Annotated in this window: 30 protein-coding genes; 5 read left to right on the top strand and 25 right to left on the bottom strand. The window is 34.9% G+C overall.

Annotated features, from left to right (window positions below):
* The first annotated feature begins 304 nt into the window (after positions 1–304).
* Entirely contained in the window at positions 305–517 is a 213-nt protein-coding gene (locus Q4P18_RS05835) for a hypothetical protein (protein ID WP_303336693.1), read from the top strand.
* Here Q4P18_RS05835 and Q4P18_RS05830 read toward each other — a convergent pair.
* The 5 genes from Q4P18_RS05830 to Q4P18_RS05810 all read right to left on the bottom strand — a co-directional run bounded on the left by Q4P18_RS05830 (position 514) and on the right by Q4P18_RS05810 (position 5,738).
* Entirely contained in the window at positions 514–681 is a 168-nt protein-coding gene (locus tag Q4P18_RS05830; RefSeq protein ID WP_303336691.1) for a hypothetical protein, read from the bottom strand. The two genes, Q4P18_RS05835 and Q4P18_RS05830, sit on opposite strands and share 4 nt — an antisense overlap.
* Before the next feature lie 12 nt (positions 682–693).
* On the bottom strand, positions 694–3,456 hold the full coding sequence (gene mgtA, locus Q4P18_RS05825; RefSeq protein ID WP_303336689.1) for a magnesium-translocating P-type ATPase: 2,763 nt from the start codon (positions 3,454–3,456) through the stop codon (positions 694–696).
* 727 nt (positions 3,457–4,183) lie between these two features.
* Positions 4,184–4,603, bottom strand: coding sequence for an RNA-binding protein (locus Q4P18_RS05820; RefSeq protein ID WP_303336687.1), 420 nt, complete (start codon positions 4,601–4,603; stop codon positions 4,184–4,186).
* Between the two features lie 53 nt (positions 4,604–4,656).
* Entirely contained in the window at positions 4,657–5,211 is a 555-nt protein-coding gene (locus tag Q4P18_RS05815) for a 50S ribosomal protein L15e (protein WP_303337222.1), read from the bottom strand.
* Positions 5,212–5,351: 140 nt separating this feature from the next.
* Positions 5,352–5,738 (bottom strand): hypothetical protein, encoded by a 387-nt coding sequence (locus tag Q4P18_RS05810; protein ID WP_303336685.1) that lies wholly within the window; start codon positions 5,736–5,738, stop codon positions 5,352–5,354.
* A 97-nt stretch (positions 5,739–5,835) separates the two neighbouring features.
* On the opposite strand from Q4P18_RS05810, the gene Q4P18_RS05805 reads away from it, so the two are divergent.
* From Q4P18_RS05805 to Q4P18_RS05795, 3 genes are read left to right on the top strand one after another with little or no spacing between them, the layout of a single operon-like run.
* Positions 5,836–6,333, top strand: coding sequence for a M48 family metallopeptidase (locus tag Q4P18_RS05805; RefSeq protein ID WP_303336683.1), 498 nt, complete (start codon positions 5,836–5,838; stop codon positions 6,331–6,333).
* A 47-nt stretch (positions 6,334–6,380) separates the two neighbouring features.
* Positions 6,381–7,082 (top strand): AzlC family ABC transporter permease, encoded by a 702-nt coding sequence (locus Q4P18_RS05800; RefSeq protein ID WP_303336681.1) that lies wholly within the window; start codon positions 6,381–6,383, stop codon positions 7,080–7,082.
* Positions 7,075–7,407, top strand: a complete 333-nt coding sequence (locus tag Q4P18_RS05795) for a branched-chain amino acid transporter permease (RefSeq protein WP_303336679.1) — start codon at positions 7,075–7,077, stop codon at positions 7,405–7,407. Before Q4P18_RS05800 ends, Q4P18_RS05795 begins: the two co-directional genes overlap by 8 nt.
* On the opposite strand, the gene Q4P18_RS05790 is transcribed toward Q4P18_RS05795, so the two are convergent.
* Positions 7,404–7,709 carry a hypothetical protein gene (locus Q4P18_RS05790; protein WP_303336677.1) on the bottom strand — a complete coding sequence of 102 codons (306 nt, stop codon included), beginning with the start codon at positions 7,707–7,709 and terminating at the stop codon, positions 7,404–7,406. The genes Q4P18_RS05795 and Q4P18_RS05790 overlap by 4 nt on opposite strands.
* A 58-nt stretch (positions 7,710–7,767) precedes the next feature.
* Complete coding sequence (locus tag Q4P18_RS05785) at positions 7,768–8,601, bottom strand: DUF364 domain-containing protein (protein WP_303336675.1); 834 nt, start codon at positions 8,599–8,601, stop codon at positions 7,768–7,770.
* A 104-nt stretch (positions 8,602–8,705) separates the two neighbouring features.
* Between Q4P18_RS05785 and Q4P18_RS05780 the strand changes: the two genes are divergently transcribed.
* Positions 8,706–9,092 carry a hypothetical protein gene (locus Q4P18_RS05780; RefSeq protein ID WP_303336673.1) on the top strand — a complete coding sequence of 129 codons (387 nt, stop codon included), beginning with the start codon at positions 8,706–8,708 and terminating at the stop codon, positions 9,090–9,092.
* A gap of 87 nt (positions 9,093–9,179) precedes the next feature.
* Here Q4P18_RS05780 and Q4P18_RS05775 read toward each other — a convergent pair whose 3' ends face one another.
* From Q4P18_RS05775 to Q4P18_RS05690, 18 genes are all read right to left on the bottom strand, one after another.
* On the bottom strand, positions 9,180–10,106 hold the full coding sequence (locus tag Q4P18_RS05775) for a transcription initiation factor IIB (protein ID WP_303337220.1): 927 nt from the start codon (positions 10,104–10,106) through the stop codon (positions 9,180–9,182).
* 121 nt (positions 10,107–10,227) lie between these two features.
* Entirely contained in the window at positions 10,228–10,407 is a 180-nt protein-coding gene (locus tag Q4P18_RS05770; protein ID WP_303336670.1) for a hypothetical protein, read from the bottom strand.
* 462 nt (positions 10,408–10,869) lie between these two features.
* Positions 10,870–11,994, bottom strand: coding sequence for a DUF6398 domain-containing protein (locus Q4P18_RS05765; RefSeq protein WP_303336668.1), 1,125 nt, complete (start codon positions 11,992–11,994; stop codon positions 10,870–10,872).
* A 28-nt stretch (positions 11,995–12,022) separates the two neighbouring features.
* On the bottom strand, positions 12,023–12,658 hold the full coding sequence (locus Q4P18_RS05760) for an HPP family protein (protein ID WP_303337218.1): 636 nt from the start codon (positions 12,656–12,658) through the stop codon (positions 12,023–12,025).
* Between the two features lies 1 nt (position 12,659).
* Entirely contained in the window at positions 12,660–13,493 is an 834-nt protein-coding gene (locus tag Q4P18_RS05755; RefSeq protein WP_303336666.1) for a 4Fe-4S binding protein, read from the bottom strand.
* Positions 13,494–13,497: 4 nt separating this feature from the next.
* Entirely contained in the window at positions 13,498–14,442 is a 945-nt protein-coding gene (locus tag Q4P18_RS05750) for a carbohydrate kinase family protein (RefSeq protein WP_303336664.1), read from the bottom strand.
* A 10-nt stretch (positions 14,443–14,452) separates the two neighbouring features.
* Positions 14,453–15,343, bottom strand: a complete 891-nt coding sequence (locus tag Q4P18_RS05745; RefSeq protein WP_303336661.1) for a formylmethanofuran--tetrahydromethanopterin N-formyltransferase — start codon at positions 15,341–15,343, stop codon at positions 14,453–14,455.
* Positions 15,344–15,355: 12 nt separating this feature from the next.
* Positions 15,356–16,399, bottom strand: a complete 1,044-nt coding sequence (locus Q4P18_RS05740; RefSeq protein ID WP_303336659.1) for an HAD hydrolase family protein — start codon at positions 16,397–16,399, stop codon at positions 15,356–15,358.
* Between the two features lie 15 nt (positions 16,400–16,414).
* Positions 16,415–17,788, bottom strand: a complete 1,374-nt coding sequence (locus tag Q4P18_RS05735; RefSeq protein WP_368660196.1) for a 4Fe-4S binding protein — start codon at positions 17,786–17,788, stop codon at positions 16,415–16,417.
* A complete protein-coding gene (locus Q4P18_RS05730) occupies positions 17,785–18,825 on the bottom strand; it encodes a 4Fe-4S binding protein (RefSeq protein WP_303336655.1) in 1,041 nt (346 codons plus the stop codon). Before Q4P18_RS05730 ends, Q4P18_RS05735 begins: the two co-directional genes overlap by 4 nt.
* Positions 18,826–19,950, bottom strand: coding sequence for a nickel-dependent hydrogenase large subunit (locus tag Q4P18_RS05725; RefSeq protein ID WP_303336653.1), 1,125 nt, complete (start codon positions 19,948–19,950; stop codon positions 18,826–18,828).
* Positions 19,947–20,396: an NADH-quinone oxidoreductase subunit B family protein gene (locus tag Q4P18_RS05720; RefSeq protein ID WP_303336651.1), complete on the bottom strand. Its 450-nt coding sequence runs from the start codon at positions 20,394–20,396 to the stop codon at positions 19,947–19,949. Before Q4P18_RS05720 ends, Q4P18_RS05725 begins: the two co-directional genes overlap by 4 nt.
* A 5-nt stretch (positions 20,397–20,401) precedes the next feature.
* Positions 20,402–20,803 carry a DUF1959 family protein gene (locus Q4P18_RS05715; RefSeq protein WP_303336649.1) on the bottom strand — a complete coding sequence of 134 codons (402 nt, stop codon included), beginning with the start codon at positions 20,801–20,803 and terminating at the stop codon, positions 20,402–20,404.
* A 5-nt stretch (positions 20,804–20,808) separates the two neighbouring features.
* Entirely contained in the window at positions 20,809–21,117 is a 309-nt protein-coding gene (locus Q4P18_RS05710; protein WP_303336647.1) for an energy-converting hydrogenase subunit EhaL family protein, read from the bottom strand.
* A gap of 12 nt (positions 21,118–21,129) precedes the next feature.
* Positions 21,130–21,387: a hypothetical protein gene (locus Q4P18_RS05705; protein ID WP_303336645.1), complete on the bottom strand. Its 258-nt coding sequence runs from the start codon at positions 21,385–21,387 to the stop codon at positions 21,130–21,132.
* 13 nt (positions 21,388–21,400) lie between these two features.
* Complete coding sequence (locus Q4P18_RS05700) at positions 21,401–22,261, bottom strand: respiratory chain complex I subunit 1 family protein (protein ID WP_303336643.1); 861 nt, start codon at positions 22,259–22,261, stop codon at positions 21,401–21,403.
* Between the two features lie 7 nt (positions 22,262–22,268).
* Positions 22,269–22,484 carry a DUF788 domain-containing protein gene (locus tag Q4P18_RS05695; protein ID WP_303336641.1) on the bottom strand — a complete coding sequence of 72 codons (216 nt, stop codon included), beginning with the start codon at positions 22,482–22,484 and terminating at the stop codon, positions 22,269–22,271.
* 10 nt (positions 22,485–22,494) lie between these two features.
* The gene (locus Q4P18_RS05690) at positions 22,495–23,166 is read right to left on the bottom strand and encodes a hypothetical protein (RefSeq protein ID WP_303336639.1); all 672 of its coding nucleotides are present in this window, start codon (positions 23,164–23,166) and stop codon (positions 22,495–22,497) included.

The following is a 23,166-nucleotide window of genomic DNA, read 5'->3' as shown; positions in this document are numbered from 1 at the left end:
CCAATATTTTCGCTATTTGAATATTATTGGAAAAAATCTAACTCTTGCATATAACTAAACATTAATTTGCCAAAAACTAGAACAATTTTATGAAAAATATTCATTAATAATATTTTCTAAAATGATATTTATAAAAAAATATTGGGTAAACCATCATATTGTTTCAAAAATAAGAGGTTTACTAAAAAAAATATTGCAAAAGTATATGAAAAAAGTGTAGAGTAAAACAACATTAATATCTACTGTCGTTTACATCACTTTCATTATAAAAACAGCAAATAAAAAAAGTGTGAGGTAAACGAGAATGTCTTTCATTAGTAAAAAAAGTAAAAAACAGATATCAAAAGCCATAAGCAACTACAAATCAGAATATGGAATAATCATATCCAATACAACCCAAAATATCGAAAGGGAGGACAACATCATTTATCTTCCTCTCAAAACATTTTTTATTGGTATGAAAATAGGGAAAAATAAAAAAAATGGAGGAAAAATGGTTGATAAAAACCATTTTTAATTTTCTTTTGACTGTGTTTCACTATAAGGTTTCATGTTCCAGAATACTACGTTCATTATAACGACCACCAATGCAACAACAACTAAGGAGACCCAGAATCCCATGTTAAATCCTAAATAATCTGTTGTTCCAAAAAGGCTTAACCAAATACTATTCCATTCCATTTTATTACCTCCCTATAATAGTTCTCCGTAATGGCGTATGAATGCCTTCTTCAAGCTTGTAGCTAGCAGCATGTACAGCAATATACATGGTATCAGGTAAATGAAGTAAGACATTGGCAATGCAGTCATTCCTAAAGCTACTCCAAATGGAGTGAATGGAATGAGTGTCAATGCAATAATTCCGGTAAATGTCAATACTGTAACCGGCAAGGATGCTCTACTTTGTATAAATGGAAGTTTTGGTGTACGTAACATATGGATAACAAATGTTTGACTCCACATTGATTCAACAAACCATCCTGCCTGGAACATTGCAATGTATAATGCTGATACCCTGGCCAGTTCTGCACCTGAGAAATGTGCTGGGAGATCTGTAAAGAGAATACCGTTTGATACGAATATCGGACAGAATACAAAATACATGAAAATGTAGGTTGTAAAGTCAAATATCGAACTTGTAGGGCCAATCCAAATCATGAATTTGCCAATTGATGATGCATTCCATTTTCTAGGGATTTGTAGGAACTCTTTATCAACATTGTCCCATGGCATTGCAGTACATGACAAGTCGTAGATTAAGTTCAATAAAATGATTTGAATGCTTAACATTGGTAAAAATGGAAGCAGTGCAGATGCGGCCAATACGGAAAACATGTTTCCGAAGTTTGAGGACGCAGTCATTTTGATGTACTTAATCATGTTTGCATATGTTTTACGTCCTTCGATGATTCCTTCTTCCAAAACCATCAAGTCCTTTTCAAGCAAGATAACGTCAGCGGATTCCTTTGCAACATCCACTGCAGTATCTACAGAAATTCCAATGTCTGATGCCTTCATTGCTGTTGCATCATTTATTCCATCACCCATGTATCCGACAACATGTCCTGCTTCTCTTAAAACAGTTACAACCCTTGATTTTTGATCAGGAGTTAATTTAGCAAATACATCAGTTTCCTGAGCTATTTCAGCCAATTCCTCATCAGTCAAAGCATCAATCTCACTTCCGACAACCATGTTGCGGACTTCCATACCTACTTTTTTACAGATAGTCCTTGTAACCTTTTCATTGTCTCCTGTTAGGATTTTGGTAACTACGCCATATTCTTTTAAGGCTTTGATAGCTTCCTCTGTTGATTCTTTAGGAGGATCTAAGAAAGCCAGATATCCCATTAGAATCATGTCACATTCATCATCAACAGAAAATTCCCCTACAGGAGACGGATTGTTCTTTTGTGCAAGTGCAATTACCCTGAATCCTTCTTCAGAGAGTTTGTTAACTTGATTGTACACTTTTTCTTTTAAATCTTCGGTTAATTTTTCAACTTTACCATTATATTCAACTGATGAACAGATATCTAGCATCTCTTCAACAGCACCTTTTGTAACCATTTGTGTTTTGCCGTTTTTGTCCTTAACTACAGTGGACAATCTCCTACGTGTAAAATCAAATGGAATTTCATCTACTTTAACATATGCTTCTGATAAATCTAGCAATTTTGGATTTTCATTTTCTTGTTCTTCTGTTTTTTCAATGATGGCCTTATCCATTAGATTTTTATAACCTGTTTGGAAATAGCTGTTTAGATAAGCGTGCCTTAGTACGCGGTCATCATCATTTCCCATAACATCCAAATGATATTCCAGAATTACCTTGTCCTGAGTCAATGTGCCTGTTTTATCTGTACATAAAACGTCGATAGCTCCGAAGTTTTGAATTGAGTTTAAATTTTTAATGATAGTTTTCTTTTTACTCATTGCAACTGCACCTTTTGCAAGGCAGGTTGTAACTATCATCGGAAGCATTTCAGGAGTCAAACCCACTGCAATGGAAATTGCAAACAAGAATGCCTGGAGCCAGTCTCCTTTAGTGAATCCGTTTATGAAGAATACAACAGGGACCATGATCAGCATGAATCTTATTAGAACCCATGACACTGAGTTTATTCCTTTTGTAAAGCTTGTTTCAACATGTTCCTTTCCTACTTCAGCAGCCATGCTACCGAATAGGGTATTGTCACCTACAGCCACAACAACACCATAAGCTGATCCTGAAATTACATTGCTCCCCATAAAAGCAATGTTGTTGTATTCTGTTATCGCATCGTGCTTGGTGTCAACAGTAGCTACCTTTTCGATTGGTTCGCTTTCCCCTGTAAGAGATGATTGGCTGATAAATAAGTCTTTAGCTTCCAAAATCCTCATGTCTGCAGGTATGATGTCCCCTACAGACAATTTGACAATATCTCCGACTACCACATCATCAAGATCAATTTCTTCCTGTTTTCCATTACGTATTACATCACAGATTGTTGTTATCATTGACAATAGCTTTTCTGTGGCATTTCCGCTTCTCTGTTCTTGAATAAAACGCAATCCACCTGAGATGCATACCATGACAACAATAATGACTACTGTTAAACAGTCAAAATCACCTACGGTATTTCCAAACAGTTCAAAAAATGGGAATACCATGTCTGTTAATGCAGATACTCCTGCTAAAAATAATAGTACTAAAGTAAACGGATTAATGAATGCATCGGCGATCTTGCTAATCAGGGACTGTTCCTCACCATAGGAAATTTTATTGTCGCCGTATTTGTCTCTACTATCATCTACTCCAAATGTATCTAATCCGTTTAAATCCGAGTTTAAATTGGAAAGAACCTCACCAACGTCGTGAGTTGCAGCATAATTAATTTTTTCATCTTCTCTCATCCTTCTTGTAACATTTTCGCTTGATTTTTTTGTTTGAACCTCTTTTTTCATTAATTTCATTTTCCAACCTCCTATTTTAACTTTTGATTAAAATATCGGGTTGTTCCTAACCGTTTAAGGTCAAAGACAGTTTCTAAATTTGGTTCATTCAAAAATTTTGGGCGATTAGAAATTTATAAAAAAATTTTGGACAAAATTAGAATAGATTTCCAATCTTTATTTTTGAATATTGTTTAAATCAAAAATTTGTGATTCGATTAGCTATGCTAAAACAAAAAACGCATGAATTTATCAAGAAACATAGCCCATAAAATTGCAACTTGTAAACACACTAATTTTTGACAGTGACTTATATTCGAGCTGGGAAATATATAAAAAAACAGATCAATATAATAAACATAATTTAAAATACCAATCTATACCTTTATATATCTAATTAACTATATAAATATTACCCCAATAACAAAAATAAGTTTGAATTGGGTTTATTTAGTTAAAATAGACATTTTCTGAAGATTATTCAAAATTATTAAAAAAAAGTTGATAAAAGTCAGAAATTATTAAATTTCATTGAACTTATTAAACAAATTCGTTTTATTGGTGGAAAAAATTAAATAAATTTTAAGCATTCCTAAAAAAAATGAAATTAATTTAGTCAAACCAAAAAAAATAGATAAATCGTTTAAAATGAATAAAGATAGAAAAAATAGAAATATAACAAGAATATTGTAAAGATTATTTGAAAAAATCTGAAAATAAACAAAAAGATAGAAAAAATAGAATAAAATTATTCAATAGCTTCTTTTAACTTTTTAATGGCCACATCCTTCTTTGCAGGATATGCGGCGATTTTGATTTTTAAGTGAATTGAATCTCCAGAATCCACAATGGTCATCTTCTCATCAACAGCATCTTCCTTTGAAAGTCTTAAGAAAAGGTTACCATTCTCATCAACCTTTCTGTCAAGATCATCCACAAGCTTGTCCAAAATCTCATCATCAAGTTCCAATAGCTTGTTGAAAAATTCTTTGGTCTGTCTTTTTTTATCAATAACGCCAGATAAAATCAGAATTTTATTTTCAGTCATTCCTTCAGCTTCTTCAACCTCTATTTCAGCATCGGGAAAGATATTAAGTATTGCCTGTTTAAGTTCATCCAAATCCTCATCTTCATAGACGAACTCACGAAAACGAATGTTGTGTATCATTTTAATCAGAAAAAAAGTTTATTTAAAAAAAAGAAAAAATGTAGGAAAGAAGACTAACCTTGTCTTCTTGCTTGTTCACTACCTTTTCCTTTGCTTTTGTATCCACGTCCTTTGTGTCCAGCACTAGTCAAACCTCTAAGAGCTCTGTTAGTGTGTTTGTTGGAACAGATCCAATTGATCTTTTTATCGTTAACAATGGAAGGACTTTGTGGATCAACTAAAATTACTTCATAATATTTATATTTACCGTCAGCCCATACCCAGTAGGAGTTTAAAACTTCTAAGTTTGGATATTTTTTAGCTACACGTTCTTCAGCTATTCTTTGAATAGATTTAGCTTGAGTAATTTTGTTTACACCCATTCTTTTAGGCCTACGACCATGTTTGAAACGTGATTTTCTTCTTCCACCACGTCTTACTCTAGTTCTTACTAAAACAAAACCTTTTTTAGCTCTGTATCCTAAGCTTCTAGCTCTGTCTACTCTAGTTGGTCTGTCAATTCTTTGAACAGCTTTTTCTCTTCTCCATTTAGGAGCTCTTTGCCACATGAGTTCACGTACGTAGGACTCATCTGGGTTTTTCCATGCATCTCTAATATATTTATACATTGACATATTTAAACACCTTTTCGTTCAGCCTTAATGGCCACATCCAGGGAATTCATCCCAAAAAAAGTTGTTAATCGTTAATAAGTTAACGATAGTAAATAATATGTTTTGATTATTTATAAACATGATGGTTATTTTATTTAGTTGTAGTATTCCTCAGTGCATTCACGACCATTTGAATCATAGATATTATAATAGGTCACACCATCGGAACCCTTATAATTGTAAGATTTGTACCCATTACCCAAATCATCATAACCATTTATTGTAATGTATCCTCCTGCCTGGTCAGACCATTCCTTATAGGAGCCGTCGCCGGATTTGCCGTTGGATGATGATTGGCTGCCTGAAGACTGTGTTTGGACGTCTTCAGTTACATTCTTAATTTCTTCACTTGAATTTGCAGTATTGTTAATTGCAGCGGCATTTGCATCAGCCATCCTACTGGAATAAACCAGAGCACCTGCAATTATGCAACAGCCACAAATGATGGCTACAGCGATTATCAACAGTTGTTTGTTATTCATTTATTAAAATCTCATGTAAAATATGTATACATAATATTATAAAACTAACGATATATATTAATCATAAATCATATATTCAAATAAAGGAGAGAGCAAGATGAGCGAAATCGACAAAATCATGGAAGAGGCAGAACACGCATACTTTAGAGAAGATGACATTGAAAAGGTCTTGAAATTAACCGAAAAGGCCATTGAAATTGAACCTACCGACATCAGGCCATGGGATTTGATGGGAGTTGCACTGTTTGAAACAGGACACAATGACGAATCAATGATTTGCTATGACAAAATATTGAGCCTGGATCCTGAAAATAATGATGCAAAACTTAAGAAGGGTCAGGTTTACACCGAAATTGGAAAATATGATGATGCAATAGCTATTTTTGATGAATTGATAGAAAACAGAACTGACAGGAAGGATGAGGCAATAATAGCCAAGTTAACATTATATCTTGAACAAGAGAATGAAGAGGCCTATCAAGAAACAATGGAATTATGCAAGCAGATAATTGCAGAGGAAGATTCCAAATACTTGAAAGATGAAATTGGCTTCATCGAAAGCGTTCATTCCATAATGGAAAGCAATAAAAAATAAATCAATTCATATTTTTCAATATAAAAACTTCCTTTATTTGGTGAATCATGAGAAAAACTGCAGTTAAAGAAGCGTTTAAAACATCCATTCCAATAATGGCAGGATATCTACTTTTGGGAATTGGTTTTGGTGTTCTACTTCGTGATGCAGGTTATGGTGTTCTCTGGGCCTTTGCAATGTCAGTTCTGATATATGCAGGTGCATTGCAATATGTTGGAGTGGGCCTCATAGCAGGAGGGGCAGGAATAATAAACATCATCATAACATCATTTGCAGTTAACGCTCGCCATTTATTCTACAGCATTTCAATGATTAAGGAGTATAGAGGAGCTGGAAAAAAGAAGGCCTATCTTGCATTCGCTTTAACTGATGAAACTTATTCACTATTATGTGACGGGCATTATCCTGAAGGTACCAACAAGCACGAATATCGTTTTTTCCTTTCAATGTTCAATCAGTGCTATTGGATTGTTGGAGGGATTATAGGGAACCTTCTGGGAGAAATCTTGCCCTTCAACAGTTCCGGAATTGAATTTTCGATGACTGCAATTTTCGTAGCTGCCTTTGTGTCACAATGGAAAGCCACAGACAACCACATTCCTGCCATTATCGGCATAGCATGCTCTGTTGTCTGCTTAATAATATTCGGTAGCGAAGGATTTCTCATACCTGCCATGCTTATGATTACATTTGCATTGCTATTGTTCCGTGAAAAACTAGAAAATGTTGGAGGAGAGGTCTGTGAATGAACCGATGATGGCAGCAATAGCTATTGCCATAATGTCAATTGTAACAATCCTATTAAGGGAAACTCCATTTTTGATTTTCCACGACCCTGAAAAAACTCCTAAAATCATCCTTTATCTTGGTGACATTTTGCCAGAGGCAATCATAGCAATGCTCATAATTTACTGTTTACGTACAGTTTCGATTGTAACTTCCCCCTTTGGAATTCCAGAAGCTTTAGCTTGTGCAATTGTAGCTGTGTTGCAGTATTGGAAAGAAAACATTATTTTAAGCATTGTTGGAGGAACTGCTGTTTATATGGTTCTCATCCAATTGGTCTTTGTTTAAAATAATATGATAGCTTCCCTAGCTATTGCAAGCAATAATATGGCAACATAAATGATCAAATCCCATTTCATTACATTTTTAGCTCTGATTATCAATATTGAATATGCAATCATGAAAACTACCAAAATCACAGCCATATAAACGTTTATAAACAATCCGCATAATCCCAATAGTAAAAATGCAATACCTGCCATTACTGTAAGAATATAGTTTTCACCCTTGTTCTTCAAAGCTTCGTAAATCAATAAAAAGGATATTATGATTTGAGCTATGAACAATATTATACTAATTATTTCTAACATACTATTTTGTTATTAAATAGTATATAAAAATTGTGTTAAAATAAGAAAATGGAAGAAATTATTCATTCTTCCTAATAACAAGACGTTCAGCAGATTTTCCAAAGAAATGATAACCTGAACCGCCTTCTGAAATTACATCAAGCAATTCATCAGGTTTGGTAACCAATATTCCGCCCATTGCAGTCACTCCCTCGTCAAAGAACGCGTCTGGAAGCATGCTTGCTGTAGGACCTGTTACCAGAATCTCCGCCCCCGGTTTAGCTTCCTTCAAGATATCCATCAATGTATCGTTTAGAATTGTAACCCCCGTTATTATAATGTGATCTGCTTCAGGAACATAAAGAGGATAGTCCTGTGAAGGTGAAAAATGATCCAATTCCTTACCCTTAAGTGTTGATGCATCCATCTCAAGAACTCTGAAATCATGATTTCCTGCAATAAGTGTTCTTAAAACAGGAACCAATGCACCTACAACTACAGTTTTTTCACCATTTTCAAAAACAATATCATCAAATGCATCTTTTCCTTCAATTATTTCATAGTTTCTATCAATACCCTTGCTCCAGCAATAAGCACTAAGCGCATTTAAAGTAGCTATTCCCAAAGTCCTACGCATTATGTTTCCACTGAAAATATCCTTCAAGTACTTTTCAACACCTCTCCCACTTAGCTTACCTGACATTGGCATTGCCCTGGCTGAACTTGGACAACAAACGGCTTCAGGAATTTCCTTAATTGGTGTAAAACAGACACCTCCCTCGCCAACATTTAGCTTAACCCCTGTAAAAAACAGGCCTATCACTGCCCTTTCAACAGTTATCTCTTTTATTTCATCACTCAAAAAGTCCTTGACCTTTTCGATAGTGTTTTTTAACAATAAGTCTTCACCCATAAATATCACCGATATGTACTATATGTAATATCATTGGTCGGAAAAAGTAATTAAATGTTGTGAAAAGGGCCAATTATATATCATGTGCTAACAGAAATAGTACCATGAAAACCAATGAAATGATAATAATTGCGGCAGCCGTCATCGTCGGCTGTTGCATAGTTGCAGGAGCATTGATAATTTCAAATGAAAACAATGCTGCTGTTGAAGCTATTGACAACACGACAAATGCAACAGAACCGATTAAAAACATAACTGAAGATGCAGTAAGCGAAACTTCACAGCAGAGCACATCAAGTTCCAAATCCAGCTCACAATCATCAGACAAGGTTTGGAATGAAAAGACACAGTCCTATTCCGACAGGGAATTACCTGTAAAGCCTGTTTCAACAGAATATTATGGTGAGGGATACAAAAGGGTCAGCTATGAGGACGGCTATTTCAGGATTTACGACCCTAAAGGGAACATAGCGACATTTGGGTACGGATAAAAATCCTCCCAATTCCAATTCCTTACAAAATTCATTTTCATCAAAAATTCCTTAGATGAACATAAATAGCTAAAAAAAAAGAAGGAATCATATAGAGATTCCCAATGAAACTTCTGACAATTCCCTGTAGCGATTTCTTATGGTGACTTCAGTAACTCCAGCTATTTCCGCTATTTCCCTTTGAGTTCTTCTCTCACCCATTAAATTGCATACAACATACAACGCAGCAGCAGCAATACCTGCAGGGCCTCTCCCAGTAAGCAACCCCTTGTCTGAAGCCTTTTGAATCAGATCCATGGTTTTTGCCTGAATTTCACCGGACAGTTCAAGACTGCTTGCAAATCTTGGAACATAATCCTTAGGCGAACTCGGATTTACATTCAGATTCAATTTGCCTGATAGGTGCCTGTAATTGCGCCCGATCTGTTTTCTTGAAAGTGATGAAACTTCAGAAATCTCATTTAAAGTTCTTGGAACTCCACATCTTCTGCAAGCCGCATAAATTGAAGCTGCAACAACCTCCTCGATTTTTCTACCTCGAATCAAATTATTGTCAAAAGCCTGGCGATATATTGAAGATGCATCCTCACGTATGCTTTTCGGAAGGCTTAGATTAGAGGAACATCTGTCAAGCTGAGAGAGGGCCACAGCCAGATTGCGTTCCCTTCCATTGGAGACTCTGCATCTGTTATTCCATTTTCTTAAGCGGAAAAACTTGGCCCTATTGGCTGCAGGAATTGTCCTCCCATTTGCATCTCGAGTCAGATTGCCAATAGTGGTGGACATTCCCCTGTCATGAGTTCTACCGGAGGTTGGAGCTCCCCATCTGGAATTTGTCTTTGCGTCATAAGAAAAATATGATCTCTTGTCAGGACCCTGATCCATAATATTTTCATCCAAAACACAACCGCAGGACAAGCAAAAGACCTCAGCCTTTCTGCCATCAGCATACAGATTTTCAGATCCGCAATCAGGACATTTTTTGCGGTTGTTTTCATAAACATTCTCTTGCATAATTCTCTTATTTGATTTATCAGTTGAATACCTTGAAATACTTTTTGCATCTAAAACCATTTTCTATCCTCTATCATGAAAAAATTTCAATTAACACCATGCCTAATAAAAAAATAAAAGGTTAGGATTCCATATTCCTTAAATCAACAAGGTTAAGGGTCCACATGTATCTGGAAAGCTCCGCATTATAATCCTTAAGGGAAGGAACGTTTTCAGACATTACATGAAAATAACCTATTGAGTTTGCAACAATACAAAGGACTTCGTTCTGTTTTTGAATGTGGGTATTATAGATTGACATTGTATCTTTAAATTTTATTTACTCACCATGTCCAATTCGCCTGATTTTAACGATGAGCCAAGCTAACACATCATTACAAATCAGTTCAAAGCCAAAACAGCCAAAAAACAACATTTGTTTAAAAAAAAATAAATCGTTGATTGTTCTTGAAAGCTGTTCATCATCTATTACGTCAGGTCATAATATCTTTAGCATAAATTAGACATCTACAAAATCAGTAGGAAGCAATCGCCTACATTATAATATATGTGTTTAATATTATATAAATGTTGTTATTTTGTGGTTAAAATATTACATCACAACCAATATCACATATAATCAAATCGGCTTTCGACCGATTACATACTATTAGTTTATTGACATATATAAAGTTTTCGATAAATTAGTTTCAAAAATTAAAATTGGAAGAAATATTGGTGGAACCTTAAATTCAAACCAATATCCGAAATAGAAGAAATGAATCTAAAACTTGTTTTTAGACAATTTCTTTAGAGTCTTTAAAGCCTTCTTGTCTTTCCAATTGTTTTCGGACAGGAACATGTAAACAATAGCTTCGTTTTCATCCCCAAGAACATAGGTTCTAGGACATTCCCCAAACTGCTTTTTAGAGAGGATGAAATCAACCACATGATGATTGTTGGAAAACGCATCATCATACAATTCGCGAATGACATCCTTGCCTTCCTTATTTTTAATAGCTATCAACAATTTTGAATAGTCCCAGTTTGCAGTAGATTCAAAATCATAAAGATTGATTAACTTTTCAGCTTCATCCAACCTATTCAAATTAATGAGATAGTTAATTAAAAGGTCCCTAACTCCCTGATGATCCCCAGGATTTAATTCAAGAAGATATTCCAAATTAACAACAGCATCCTGCTTTCTACCAACACGCCAAAGTAAATTTGCATAATCCATTACGTTCTGCATGAAATACCTTGTTTCTAAAAGCTGCCAAAACTTGCCCTTGTTTTCAGCGAAATAATCTTCACCTTTCATTTCCTTGAAATGATCAATTGCAAATTCATACTCCTCCAACGAACTGAAATTACTATGGTAATTGCCAACACCATAATCTGATTCGTTCAAACCTGCAACATCTTCCTTATCAGCTATACTAATGGATTTTCCAACCATTTCCTTATAAAGGTCATCAAGACCATCCTCATTGTCAGCAGGAACCAACAAACCTTCAGAATCTGAATCTGATGAACTTTCTGTTTCAACATCATCACCTATTAAAAATTCTTTTCCGTCCTCATCCAAATCAAACATGTCCCTAATTAGTTTTGATTTTTGAGATACAGTAGGTTTTTTGGTCTGGAAATAATTGCAAATGTCATCAGGAGTTTTATTAAACTCTAAATCCTTGTCAAAAAGGGAATTGATCTGGCCTAAAGCGTTGATTATTCCGCTTGCCCAGATTTCAAGCTTTCCTCTTTTGAAAGGAACATCTTCCATTTCACCCATTTTTTCAATTAAAGATATGGATGCGTTTTTATATCCTTCGTCTAACTCCTCATCACAAAAGTTAGATACCAATTCAATCAATTGATTTTGCTTTTCTAAAATTTTTCCATCTACCACATTAAAACTTCCTAAAAAGGTAAAATAATTATTTTCTCGCTCTTCCAACACGACGTGCTAAAACTAATTCACCAACAGAAATCAAGCCTGCGAAGAAGTTTTCAAGACCTCCAGTTGCCCAAATAGCTTCACCGAATGTTGAATTGTTTATGTTGTTTTCATATTCCTCAGGAGTGATTTTTCTTCCAGTAGCCCTTCTGGAAACTGCAGCGGAAGCTTCCATTAAGTCTTCCCAGCTTACTCCCTTGAGCTGCTTTTGCATAGCTTCATATATGCTTGATACCTTAATATCGTAAAGTGCTGACAATAGCTTTACAATATCGCATGATCTTATAATACCGACAACCTGATTATTGTCATTTAAAACTGGCACTGCGACATAATGATTGTCTGCAGTCATTATTACTGCCAATCTTGCCGGTGCATTTTCGTTTATTGTCTCCACCTCATCAGCGGAACTCATGACATCTGAAATTTTATCTATGCCTTCACGCAGTCCCCTTGTAATGTCAAAGGAAGTTACCCAACCTATCAATTTCATGTCTTCGTCTACAACAGGACAAGTGAATCTACGAATTTCTTCCATTACCTTTGCAACATCTTCCACTGCATCATTAGCATGAATATATGCAAATTTTGTATCCATCAATTGTTTAGCTCTCATTTTATTCATCCTCCTCTTCTTTTACAAGTTTTAATGCACCTACAGGGCAGCAGCTGGTACATTCTATACATCTTATACATTTGTCATCATCTAAAACAACTTCTCCATTTTCAAGTTTGATTGCATCTGTAGGGCAATTTTCTTCACATAAATAACAGTTTACACAAATATCCTGATTAATTTCAAGATTTTTGGTATTTATCAAAGATCCGACATACCTCTTTAAAGTTATAAAGTCGCCGATTGAAGTTACAAGACAGGCACCGCATCCAATACATAGTTTCTTATCAATGACCGGATAAAGAGTATCCTCTTCAAGAGCAATATCAACTTCAATATCATGATCTTCGAAGTATTCCTTAAATTCAAAGGTATATGCACCTGTCGGACAGAATTTAGGAACGTCCCCCTCAGCATTACATGTCTCATAATCAATGGCTATGTCCTCCATCCTAATGATTCTATGGGGAATGGTTCTTTCAGAGAGGTAATATTTAACAACATCCCCTTCATCTGCACTGAATTCAACAAGGTTCTTAATGATTTTAATACATGTGATTGGACATGTTTGAACACAGATTTCACATTTAACGCAGTCATCCTGTCGTATCTCAGCTATTTTAAAAAGATTGGCCTCATCGATTGCATCAACCGGACATACCTCAACACATAGATTGCATCTAACACAATCAGAACCAATAGCTATCAATTCCACTTCAGATTGGAAATCCCCCAATTCAAATTTAAAATCATCGTTATTGTCTTCCAAATCAACAGATTTCAAATAAACGCTATGTTCTAAACTTTTTATTTTTTTATCAAAAGATATGTCCATAATATTACCAACTGTTAATCAATTTTTTTAAATCCTCTTCAGTAGGGAAATTTTCCATTCCAATAGCTTCAATAGCCTTGCTTGCTGTAAAGTTACCCAATATGCAAGACTGCTCCAAATTGAATCCGTTTAACTGGCCATATAAAAATCCGCTGTTGAAACTGTCTCCTGCACCAGTGGTGTCTACAACCTTGCTTTTAAAGGCAGGAACATCGCATTTTTCAGTGTAAGTGGTTGCATACACTCCTTCGCTTCCTTTTTTAACAACAACGGTTTCTATTCCAGAATCCAAAACCTTTTTAGCCAGTTCCTCTATGGATGATTCCTCTAAATCATCGTAAAGAATTCTTAATTCGGATTCGTTAATCAAAAGGATATTGGTCCTTTCCAATATTGGTTTTAGTGCTTCCAAACCCTTTTCAACATAGATCATTCCAGGGTCAAAGCTTAAAATCATGTCCTCCTTTAAATCATCCAAAAGCTCTATTTGAGTTTTAAAGCTGTCCCCCACAAATGAAGTATAATGCATTATCTTGGAAACATTGACATTTCTCGGATTTATTTCGGCTATTTTTATCTCATCATTTACACCGGCATCAACATAAAGTGCACGATTTCCTTCACTGTCAACAAAACCCAATACCTTACCTGTACTGCCTTCTGATGAGTAAATTAAATTATTTGTATAAACACCATTGAAAGCTAAATTAAGCTCAATAACTTCACCTTCATCATCTTCAGCTATTTTACCGATGATGGATGTTTTCCTGTTCAATCTGGAAAGGCCTATTATGGTGTTAGCTGCAGAGCCGCCAGGTGTGTCTTTTTGTGATTTTACAAAACTTTCCTGATCCTTGCATGCAATATTTTCAACGCTGAAAAGCTTATCAACGTTTAAAGCACCGAAGCCTATTACATCCACATCAATATCGTTATCTAGAATTCTCATATTATTAAACCTATTTTAACAAATCAAGTAAATTATAAATTTTATCTCCAAGTTTACCGTCATAATTACCTGCAGATACTGCAAGGACGCCTTCAAATTCTAAAACAGCATCAATACCTGCCTTTACAGCTTCTTTCATTGCCTTTTCGTCAGTTGCGTTAATTACGATTTCAGGGATGTAATTAATATCATTAGGCACCTTGGACTCCTCTCCAAGTCTATCCTTCAATGACGGACAGTAAACATGGTTTGTGGTTGGTCCGATTTCCGGGAAATTAGTCTCCGGTTTTGAAGCTGCAGAACATACGTCAAATGGAGTTGTAGCTCCTTCCACAGCCATTATCGCATCAAGAGCCTTTTTACCTGCTCTTAAAACCGCTTCCTGTGTTGAACACAAATACCAGAAGTTAGCGCCCATAATCCCATCATTCAATGTGAATTTCTCTTCGATTTGGAAGTCAGGAACTGCAATCGGAACGTTAATCATTCTCCTATTGTATTTTTCAATAATCCATTCGTAGCCATCTCCACAGTGGCCCACAATATCCATCATTTCAATATATTCGTCAGAAACCTTATCGGCATAATCAAAAACACGTGTGAACGGTTTTACAAGAATATCCTGCCTTAATCTATAAGATAATTCAAATGCGAATTTATCCACATCATCTCCACCGAGCCAGTATTGCACTACTGCACCATAACGGCCGTCAGGAGTTTCACTTTTCGGTAAAAACCCTTCAACTCCACCTTCAACTCTACCAATTACCGCACTTGGAGTTGCAGTTGAATCATAAGCTGCCTTTTTTAAAATTTCCATATTTGGAGCAGTTATTAATGCCCTTACATATTTTCCTTCAAAAGCTTCGAAATAAGTGTCTTCCACGTGACTATAATCCATATTATTACCTCTTTATCCTAATTCTCCTATATTTTGTCCGCGAATTGTATTTCGCATTTCACTACTTATATCTAAAATTTCATCAAAATTATCATCAGTTATAATTTTAATAAGCGGATAAGTTTTATTTGAAAAAGTATTTAAAAATTTGCTTTTTACCGAATCATCAATATTATATCTATTTAACAATTCTTCAATATTTTCTGACTGGTTATATTCCCCAATGAACTTTAAAACAGCATCCTTATCGTTTCTATTATACAAATCTGCAATCAGAAGACTTGCAGCTGCAGATGGAGATACGATAGCGATTTCCGCCGCCTTAAGTGAATACTTGTTTCCATTAAATGAAACGCTGATTCCACCATGGTCTTTTGCAAATTCCAATGGTTCGACATCAGTGATGCTGTCTCCAATGTAGAAGATATTGTTCTGGTCTATGTTTTCGTCTTCGATTATTCTTTCAATAGCTATTTTTTTACCTTCCCCTCCAACAACTTCGATATCCTTTATTGAGTTGTAGAAGCCCATCTTCGGAATTTCTTCAAAGAATATTTTATCAAACAATTCGTAGTTTTCGGGGTTTTCAAGAATCTGTTTTTTGAAATTATTAATCGATTCCTTTTCATTATTTGTAATGGTCATATCCATATCTACATCTGTGAAAAATGTATTTTCAAATGGAAAGTCCATATATTGAGAGAGTGCTTCAATATATTGACCATAGCTAGTACTAACTATATAATGATTCATTGTATTTTTAATGTGATTAATTAAATCTTCAGAATCCTTCAAGATAAAAATGTTGTTTCGGGAAAATTCAACCATATCATCATTAGTAATGCCCTCATTTAAGAAAAATGGAAGTATAAGCTTTAATGTATTGCCTGCCTTGTAATCCTCCTTCTTAACAACATCAACCAAATAATCATCATATAAGCTAAGAGTTTTAAACAATTCTCCCCCATCTTCAATAAAATGGTCTGCCAATTCATAGGCATTATCATTTAAAGACAATGGCCCTTCACAATCTGTGATGTAAGATTTTGCTTTCAATTTTACAACTCCAACTTATTCTTCATCAAACTTTATAACAATGGCGTCCACAGGACATATCTGTTCACATTCCCTACAATAAATACACTTAGGTTCATCAAAGAGGATTTTTTCATCCTCGCAGGAAAGTGTAGCAGTTGGACAATTTTTAACACAGATTGTACAGACTTGGCATTTGCAATCAGACAATGAGAAATTGCCTTTCCTTTTTCCGTCAACATAACGACGGGCAAAGTAGAGATTATCGTCTTTGCTGTAATAATAGTCATCATAAACCTTAATAGCATCAAATTTACAAATATCTGCACATAAACCACAGTAAACACAGTTGTCCTGAATTTCAATAGGATTTGGAGGGTTTAACCTAATTGCAGATACAGGACAGACATTTAAACATTCACCACATGCAATACATTTTGAAGCCATGACATCAATATGTCTTTTAACAAGCTTGCTGTCAAGAATATTTCCAAATTTATCCACTTCAATACTGCTATCAAGAACCAATCCCAATTCTTTTTCTATCAATATTTTAGAAACTTCCACTTCCCTATATTCCACAGCAGGCTCATCATCAAACTGCAACATCAAATTATTTGCAATGTTTGATAAAACATCATTAAGGCCCACAATATTGAAAGAAAGCTTTTTCATGTCTTTATTAACAATTTCAGAAACAATATCAAAGTATTTAATGTCAGCATAAGTTGAAAAAGCCCTTTTACGTGAAGAGTATTTAATAGCTCCAGAAGGACAGGAATGCATACATTCCTCACATCTAGCACAATAAGATGGATTGATATAAGGCAATCTGCTTGTTTTACTAACCTCGATTGCTCCCATGGATGGACAAACACGAGTACATGTCATGCACCCAATACAATCATTTTCACGAATAACAATAGCTTTTCCACCCTTTACAGTTTTTGGAATTAGCTCACCATACTTGATTGCATCTGTAGGACATACCCTGAAGCAATATCCACAACGAATACACTTTTCAGGATCTATTTCACTGTGGGCTTCTCCAGAGCCTGTGGCATTAATATGAATAGCACCAGTTTTACAAGCCTGCACACATGCCCCACAAGCCTTACATAATTTAGAATTAATGTTTGGAACGTTTTCTTTGATTGGTGGAGCCATATGCTTATGAATTGTAATTGCATCATAAGGACATGCATTACGACATAATACACAACCAAAACATGTACTGTTGATTTTAGTATGGCCATCAACAGGATCAAGCAATATCGCTTCAATAGGACAAGAGGCAAGACATGGCTTGTCTACGCAAATATCACATTTACTTTGATCTATTGAATATTCAATATCCACATCCCTAATTGGTCTTGGAGTCTTTGTATAACTATCAATCATTAATATCAGTCCACCACAATATCATTAGATAAATTAGAATTTCTTACACTAACGTAAATTACTTCATCACCATCTTCATTCTGTTCAAGTGCAAATTTAGCCAGGAAATACTTAATAACTGAAAAAGGACAGGTCTGATAACAAATACTACATCTTAAACATTTTTCAGAGTCCCTAACAACAATATCATTTTCTTCATCGAAACTAATTGCATCAGTAGGACATTCAGGAATACATAATTGACATTTTTTACATTTTTCAGAATCCCAATCAATAATCCTTATTTTCATTCTATTAACTGCTTTCCTAATAATTTCCATAGCAATTTCACCATCAGGAATTATCTCCAGTGCCTGATCCCAAATTTCAGTGATTGGAACTTCATATTGCAATAATGAATCCTTTTTAAGGCTTCTTAAATCATCAGTTTTGGATTCAATAAAGTTCTCCAAGAAAGTCACAACAAGAGCAATTAAATCTTTTTGATCTTGCAAATTATCCACAATTACTGCTTTCATTGCACCTTCCACAGGACAAACATCAACACATTCATTACAATGAATACATTTAAGTTGATCCACTACAATTCTGTCATCCACAACAGATATTGCATTAACAGGACATGTTTTCATACATTTTTTACATCTAATGCAAAGATAATCATCAACTATGTACTGTCTTTTGGAAGGAATTATGTTGAATTCCGGCTTAATAAGATGATTTTCACCACATTCCAATGTTTTAGGATCGGTTGGACAAACTTCAGCACAAAAACCACAACGAATGCATGCCCCATTATTAATGACAGGATAGGTAAGTCCTTGTCCTTCTTCGCCGTCTTCATCCCTGACAAGGATAATTGCATGAGGAGACGGACATGAAGCAGTACATGCACCACAAGCTATACAGTACTCCTTATTAACCTTTGGAAAATCTCTGAACCTTTGAGGTTTATCCATAATATTTTGACGAGTGTATGCATTGGAAAACTTATCCACCCATGCCTTTCTTGCAAAATCATAAATGTACCAAATTAGAGAAGACATTTAAATTACCTCAAATAAGTCTTTTTTAACTGTCTGATTATGTTCATTAGTAATAGCTACCCTTTCAGCACATGCAATGCATGGATCACTAGAAGCATAAGTTGCAACAGCATCAGCAATGGTTGCCACATCTTTCAACATATATTTAGCGCAAGCATCGATGTTGGAAATACTAGGAGTCCTTATGGAAATATTTTTTATTAGATTACCGTTAGTTTCAACCATATAGGTAACTTCACCACGAGGAGCCTCATTTTTATGAGTTACGAATCCTGTTTTAATATCTACAGGAGTTCTTATATCTCCTTTAGGCATGTTGTCAATAGCTTGCCTTATTAAGCTAATGGATTCTGGAATTTCATCAAACCTGTTTAAAGTTCTTGCATAATTGTCTCCTTCCTTTCTCCAGATCGGTTTGAAATCGAAATGGTCCTTGTAAGTGTAATGCTCTTCTCTAAAATCGTATTTTATTCCTGATCCTCTTCCAATAGGCCCTACTGCTCTTCCTTTAATAGCTTCTTTTTTGGTCATTTTTCCTACATCTTTTGACCTTAAAGCCACAACAGGCCCTTCTGCATATAATTCACGAGTAAGAGGCAATTGTTTTTCAACAATTTTAAGATTTTCGAGAATAGGATTGAAAAATCTTTCATCGGCATCCATTTTAACTCCACCAACTACATTCCAACCCATATTAACCCTATTTCCAGTTAGCAATTCAATAGAATCCATAATGTATTCTCTCATGTCCAGAACTTGCATGAATAATGTTTCATGATCGAGACACTTGAAAAATGTTGAATTAGCAAGCAAATGACTTTGAATCCTATCAAGTTCGTTGGTAATTACTCTTAAAAATTGAGCTCTTAACGGTGCCTGCACTCCTGAAATCCTTTCAATTGATTCTGCGAAAGTCTGAGTGTGTTCATAAGAACAGATACCGCATACCCTTTCACATAAATAAATAGCTTTTTGCCAATTTTTACCTTCAATTATTTTCTCAATTCCTCTATGAACATAACCATATTCAATTTCAGCTTTAATGACCCTTTCACCTTCAGTTTGAAGTTTAAGCCTTAAAGGTTCTTTTAAACCTGGATGAATTGGTCCAATAGGTAATATCATCCATCTTCCCTCCCACGTTGAGCTATAGCATCTGGTCCAACAGCAAGAATAGCTTCTAAAATCTCGCTTGGACGTGGCGGACAACCTGGAATAGATGCATCCACAGGTATGAAATTTGATGCAGGAGCATGAACTTTCCCACCTTCCTGATTAAATACATCCCCAGAAATAGGGCAATTACCAACTGCCACAACAATCTTTGGTTCAGGTGCTTTATCATAAATTCTTTTAAGGTCAGTTACCCATTGCTCTGTAACTGCTCCAGTAAGCAATAGAACATCAGCTTCACGAGGATTGTTGTGAACATAAATACCATATTGCTCTAAATCGTATCTTGGAGATAATAATGCAACTAATTCCACATCACAACCATTACATCCCCCACAATTTACAATACAAACATGAATTGAGCTTTTTCTTACAATATCCTTAATAGTATTTAACATTGTATTCACTCCTCTTTAATACTAGTATTTCTTAAGATTTCCAAAATTTCTGCTCTACCTTCTTCCAATGCATCTTCATAAGGTTTTCCATGATCATAAACAGCATCGGCCAATCTTATCTGAATATCCTCCGCTTGTTCAGGTGTAACTAATTCCAAAGTTCTGGATAACCAACATAATCTTAAATCAATATAAATCTGTCCTTTAAGAGCAATATATTCAGCAGAATCCAATGTTGAATGCAGTGATTCAAGAGAAGACATATCCAAGGCATTCATAAAGATATCTGCCATTTCCTCTTCAGTTATTCCAAATTCATCCGCTATTGGAACAATTATATCTTTATGCCATCTGAAACTTTGAATAATTCTTTGTTTCATTAATATCAAACGTTCTTCATCATTCATATTAATCACACCATTAGAATTAAGTGACATATTAAATAAATCACTCCTCCAACCACAATTCCAATCACTGTTTCTTTTCTACCATATCCTGGCCTTTCACAAAGTACGAAACCTACTAAGAAGAATCCGATAGCCAACAATATCCATGAGAAATAAGCATTAAGAACCAAAATCCAACCTATTACAGCAACAACAAGTGATTTTGTATCAATACCCATAATAACATAAGGTTCTGAATGAATCTTATAACTCCATAACAGTCCAGCAATGGAACCTATGACAAATGTTAATAAGTAAATCAAATAATCAATCATCCAATAATCTCCTTAGAATGGTTTAAAATGCATTATAAACAATATGCAAATTACCGCTATTGTAATAAAGAAAAATACTTTCTCCAAATTCTCAAGATGATGTGCCCAATGTCCCCTGTTTACAACCATCACTAAAGCAAATAAAATTATTCCAATTGCCATTATAGGAAGGGCCACCATTCTTTGGAAATAGCTTACTGTAAATCCAATAAAAATGATTCCCAAAGCAACCAAGGAACAGAAATATACAATTGCATTATCTTTATTCATCTTCACCATCACCTTATATAATCATCATTATAATTGTTCCAACAAAACACACGAAACAAATTGTAATCTGAGCCATCACAGCATGATTCGGACTTAACATAGGAGTTGTAGCATTTATAAATCCAGTAATGACTGAAATTAAAACCAAACCAACAACCAACCACAATATTGAAATCGGTCCGAAGAATACGGTTAAGAACAACCAGCACAAAACAAACCATGCAACAGATTCTGAAAACATTAAAAATCCTCTCAATACACCAAAATGTTCTGTTTCATACCCAGTAACCAAATCTTTCCCTTTAGTAATGGCAAAAGGAGAATAAGGTGACTTTGTTAACAATAAAGTGAAAAACATTAATGCAGCAAGAGGTATTACTGCTACCAATGGCCCATGAACAGACTGATAGCCAATAATCTTTGCAATGTTCATTGTGCCTGTTTTAGCATAAACTAGAACGATAGCTCCAAATAAAGGAAGCTCGGTTGCTGCTGACAAAACAGCCCTTACACAACTCATTTTACCGTAAGGAGAACCTGAACTTGATCCTGCATTATGCTCTACAATTTTATAAACCGCATAAACACCAAATAGAATCAAAAGTGAATTTTCAGTTACTGGCCCTGCAATAACCCCAATAACCCATACAACAGCCAATATGAATATGATCCCCATATAGAATGGCATGGCCGCTGTTTTCGGAGTGTCTGTTTCTTTAAAGAAAAACTTCAAAGAGTGCAATAAATTTTGAATGATTGGAGGTCCAGGCCTTCTTTGAACACGAGCCATGATTTTCCTATGTAATCCCAATAAAAGACTTCCTCCAAGAAATGCTATGATTACATTAATTAAAATTTCCGCCATTAAATACATAATATCACTAATATCCTGTAAACGGTTCTTTGACCCTTCCCTCTTTATCGCCTTTTCTTGGTTTTGCCATTGTAACTAATCCCAAACACAAAATCCATAAAGGAATGCAAATAATAGCTATAGCATAAACCATCCAAACTGAAATTGGAAATATTAAAGCATATAGAATAGCTAATGTGGATAAGATTAACAATATACTAGAAATTGTTTTCTGACTAATCATAATTATTACCTCATAACAAAACCAACAATAAAATCTCAATAGCCCTTATAATAATAAACAATGAGCTTAAATGTATAATTACTAAAAATGGTGATCCTGCAGTCCTAAACATTTCAGCTTTTGATGCAAAGAACGGTGCCACACCACTTTCTCCTAAAACACCCAATAACATTAAAACCGCACCGAATGTTACCATAGGTGTTGCATGAATTTGAGATAAAGCAAATAAACTTAATGTTCCTGTTGAAGCTAAAATAATGGCCGCACCACCAAACAATGGCAAACTACACATCATAGCTATCAAACCATAATTGAATGCTGAGTTAAGAACACTAACCTGTCTTACTGCAGATACAATACCTATATTTAAAATACCTATCAAAGCCATGAACAAAGTAAAGTTAAATAGGTCTCCAGTAATCATTGCCCCTGCAGAAGCAATACCACAAATTACAGATAAAAATCTTCTTTGTTTAAATTCTTTTTTACCAACAGCCACATCAGTATTTTTAAGAGAACCGAATGTAGCCTCTACTTGAGTTTCTGTATTACTAATAGCAATCAATATTGTAAATGCCAACAATATTGCAAATAAAAGCAAATTGAAAGGTGTTACATACAATACTATATCACCAAAAGGAATAGTTCCAAGTAAATTTCCACCAAGTGTTGTAATATCCAT

It is taken from the genome of Methanobrevibacter sp., from assembly GCF_030539665.1.
Taxonomy (GTDB): domain Archaea; phylum Methanobacteriota; class Methanobacteria; order Methanobacteriales; family Methanobacteriaceae; genus Methanocatella.
Note: the sequence above shows the minus strand (reverse complement) of the source record. Positions and strands in the feature narration are given on the sequence as shown.

Excerpts from the sequence above, each read along its gene's own strand:
- Q4P18_RS05835 (WP_303336693.1), top strand. The coding sequence starts at position 305 with ATGTCTTTCATTAGTAAAAAAAGTAAAAAACAGATATCAAAAGCCATA.
- Q4P18_RS05830 (WP_303336691.1), bottom strand. The coding sequence starts at position 681 with ATGGAATGGAATAGTATTTGGTTAAGCCTTTTTGGAACAACAGATTAT.
- mgtA (WP_303336689.1), bottom strand. The coding sequence starts at position 3,456 with ATGAAATTAATGAAAAAAGAGGTTCAAACAAAAAAATCAAGCGAAAAT.
- Q4P18_RS05820 (WP_303336687.1), bottom strand. The coding sequence starts at position 4,603 with ATGATACACAACATTCGTTTTCGTGAGTTCGTCTATGAAGATGAGGAT.
- Q4P18_RS05815 (WP_303337222.1), bottom strand. The coding sequence starts at position 5,211 with ATGTATAAATATATTAGAGATGCATGGAAAAACCCAGATGAGTCCTAC.
- Q4P18_RS05810 (WP_303336685.1), bottom strand. The coding sequence starts at position 5,738 with ATGAATAACAAACAACTGTTGATAATCGCTGTAGCCATCATTTGTGGC.
- Q4P18_RS05805 (WP_303336683.1), top strand. The coding sequence starts at position 5,836 with ATGAGCGAAATCGACAAAATCATGGAAGAGGCAGAACACGCATACTTT.
- Q4P18_RS05800 (WP_303336681.1), top strand. The coding sequence starts at position 6,381 with ATGAGAAAAACTGCAGTTAAAGAAGCGTTTAAAACATCCATTCCAATA.
- Q4P18_RS05790 (WP_303336677.1), bottom strand. The coding sequence starts at position 7,709 with ATGTTAGAAATAATTAGTATAATATTGTTCATAGCTCAAATCATAATA.
- Q4P18_RS05785 (WP_303336675.1), bottom strand. The coding sequence starts at position 8,601 with ATGGGTGAAGACTTATTGTTAAAAAACACTATCGAAAAGGTCAAGGAC.
- Q4P18_RS05780 (WP_303336673.1), top strand. The coding sequence starts at position 8,706 with ATGAAAACCAATGAAATGATAATAATTGCGGCAGCCGTCATCGTCGGC.
- Q4P18_RS05775 (WP_303337220.1), bottom strand. The coding sequence starts at position 10,106 with ATGCAAGAGAATGTTTATGAAAACAACCGCAAAAAATGTCCTGATTGC.
- Q4P18_RS05770 (WP_303336670.1), bottom strand. The coding sequence starts at position 10,407 with ATGTCAATCTATAATACCCACATTCAAAAACAGAACGAAGTCCTTTGT.
- Q4P18_RS05760 (WP_303337218.1), bottom strand. The coding sequence starts at position 12,658 with ATGAGAGCTAAACAATTGATGGATACAAAATTTGCATATATTCATGCT.
- Q4P18_RS05755 (WP_303336666.1), bottom strand. The coding sequence starts at position 13,493 with ATGGACATATCTTTTGATAAAAAAATAAAAAGTTTAGAACATAGCGTT.
- Q4P18_RS05750 (WP_303336664.1), bottom strand. The coding sequence starts at position 14,442 with ATGAGAATTCTAGATAACGATATTGATGTGGATGTAATAGGCTTCGGT.
- Q4P18_RS05745 (WP_303336661.1), bottom strand. The coding sequence starts at position 15,343 with ATGGATTATAGTCACGTGGAAGACACTTATTTCGAAGCTTTTGAAGGA.
- Q4P18_RS05730 (WP_303336655.1), bottom strand. The coding sequence starts at position 18,825 with ATGTCTTCTCTAATTTGGTACATTTATGATTTTGCAAGAAAGGCATGG.
- Q4P18_RS05725 (WP_303336653.1), bottom strand. The coding sequence starts at position 19,950 with ATGATATTACCTATTGGACCAATTCATCCAGGTTTAAAAGAACCTTTA.
- Q4P18_RS05720 (WP_303336651.1), bottom strand. The coding sequence starts at position 20,396 with ATGTTAAATACTATTAAGGATATTGTAAGAAAAAGCTCAATTCATGTT.
- Q4P18_RS05715 (WP_303336649.1), bottom strand. The coding sequence starts at position 20,803 with ATGAATGATGAAGAACGTTTGATATTAATGAAACAAAGAATTATTCAA.
- Q4P18_RS05710 (WP_303336647.1), bottom strand. The coding sequence starts at position 21,117 with ATGATTGATTATTTGATTTACTTATTAACATTTGTCATAGGTTCCATT.
- Q4P18_RS05705 (WP_303336645.1), bottom strand. The coding sequence starts at position 21,387 with ATGAATAAAGATAATGCAATTGTATATTTCTGTTCCTTGGTTGCTTTG.
- Q4P18_RS05700 (WP_303336643.1), bottom strand. The coding sequence starts at position 22,261 with ATGTATTTAATGGCGGAAATTTTAATTAATGTAATCATAGCATTTCTT.
- Q4P18_RS05695 (WP_303336641.1), bottom strand. The coding sequence starts at position 22,484 with ATGATTAGTCAGAAAACAATTTCTAGTATATTGTTAATCTTATCCACA.
- Q4P18_RS05690 (WP_303336639.1), bottom strand. The coding sequence starts at position 23,166 with ATGGATATTACAACACTTGGTGGAAATTTACTTGGAACTATTCCTTTT.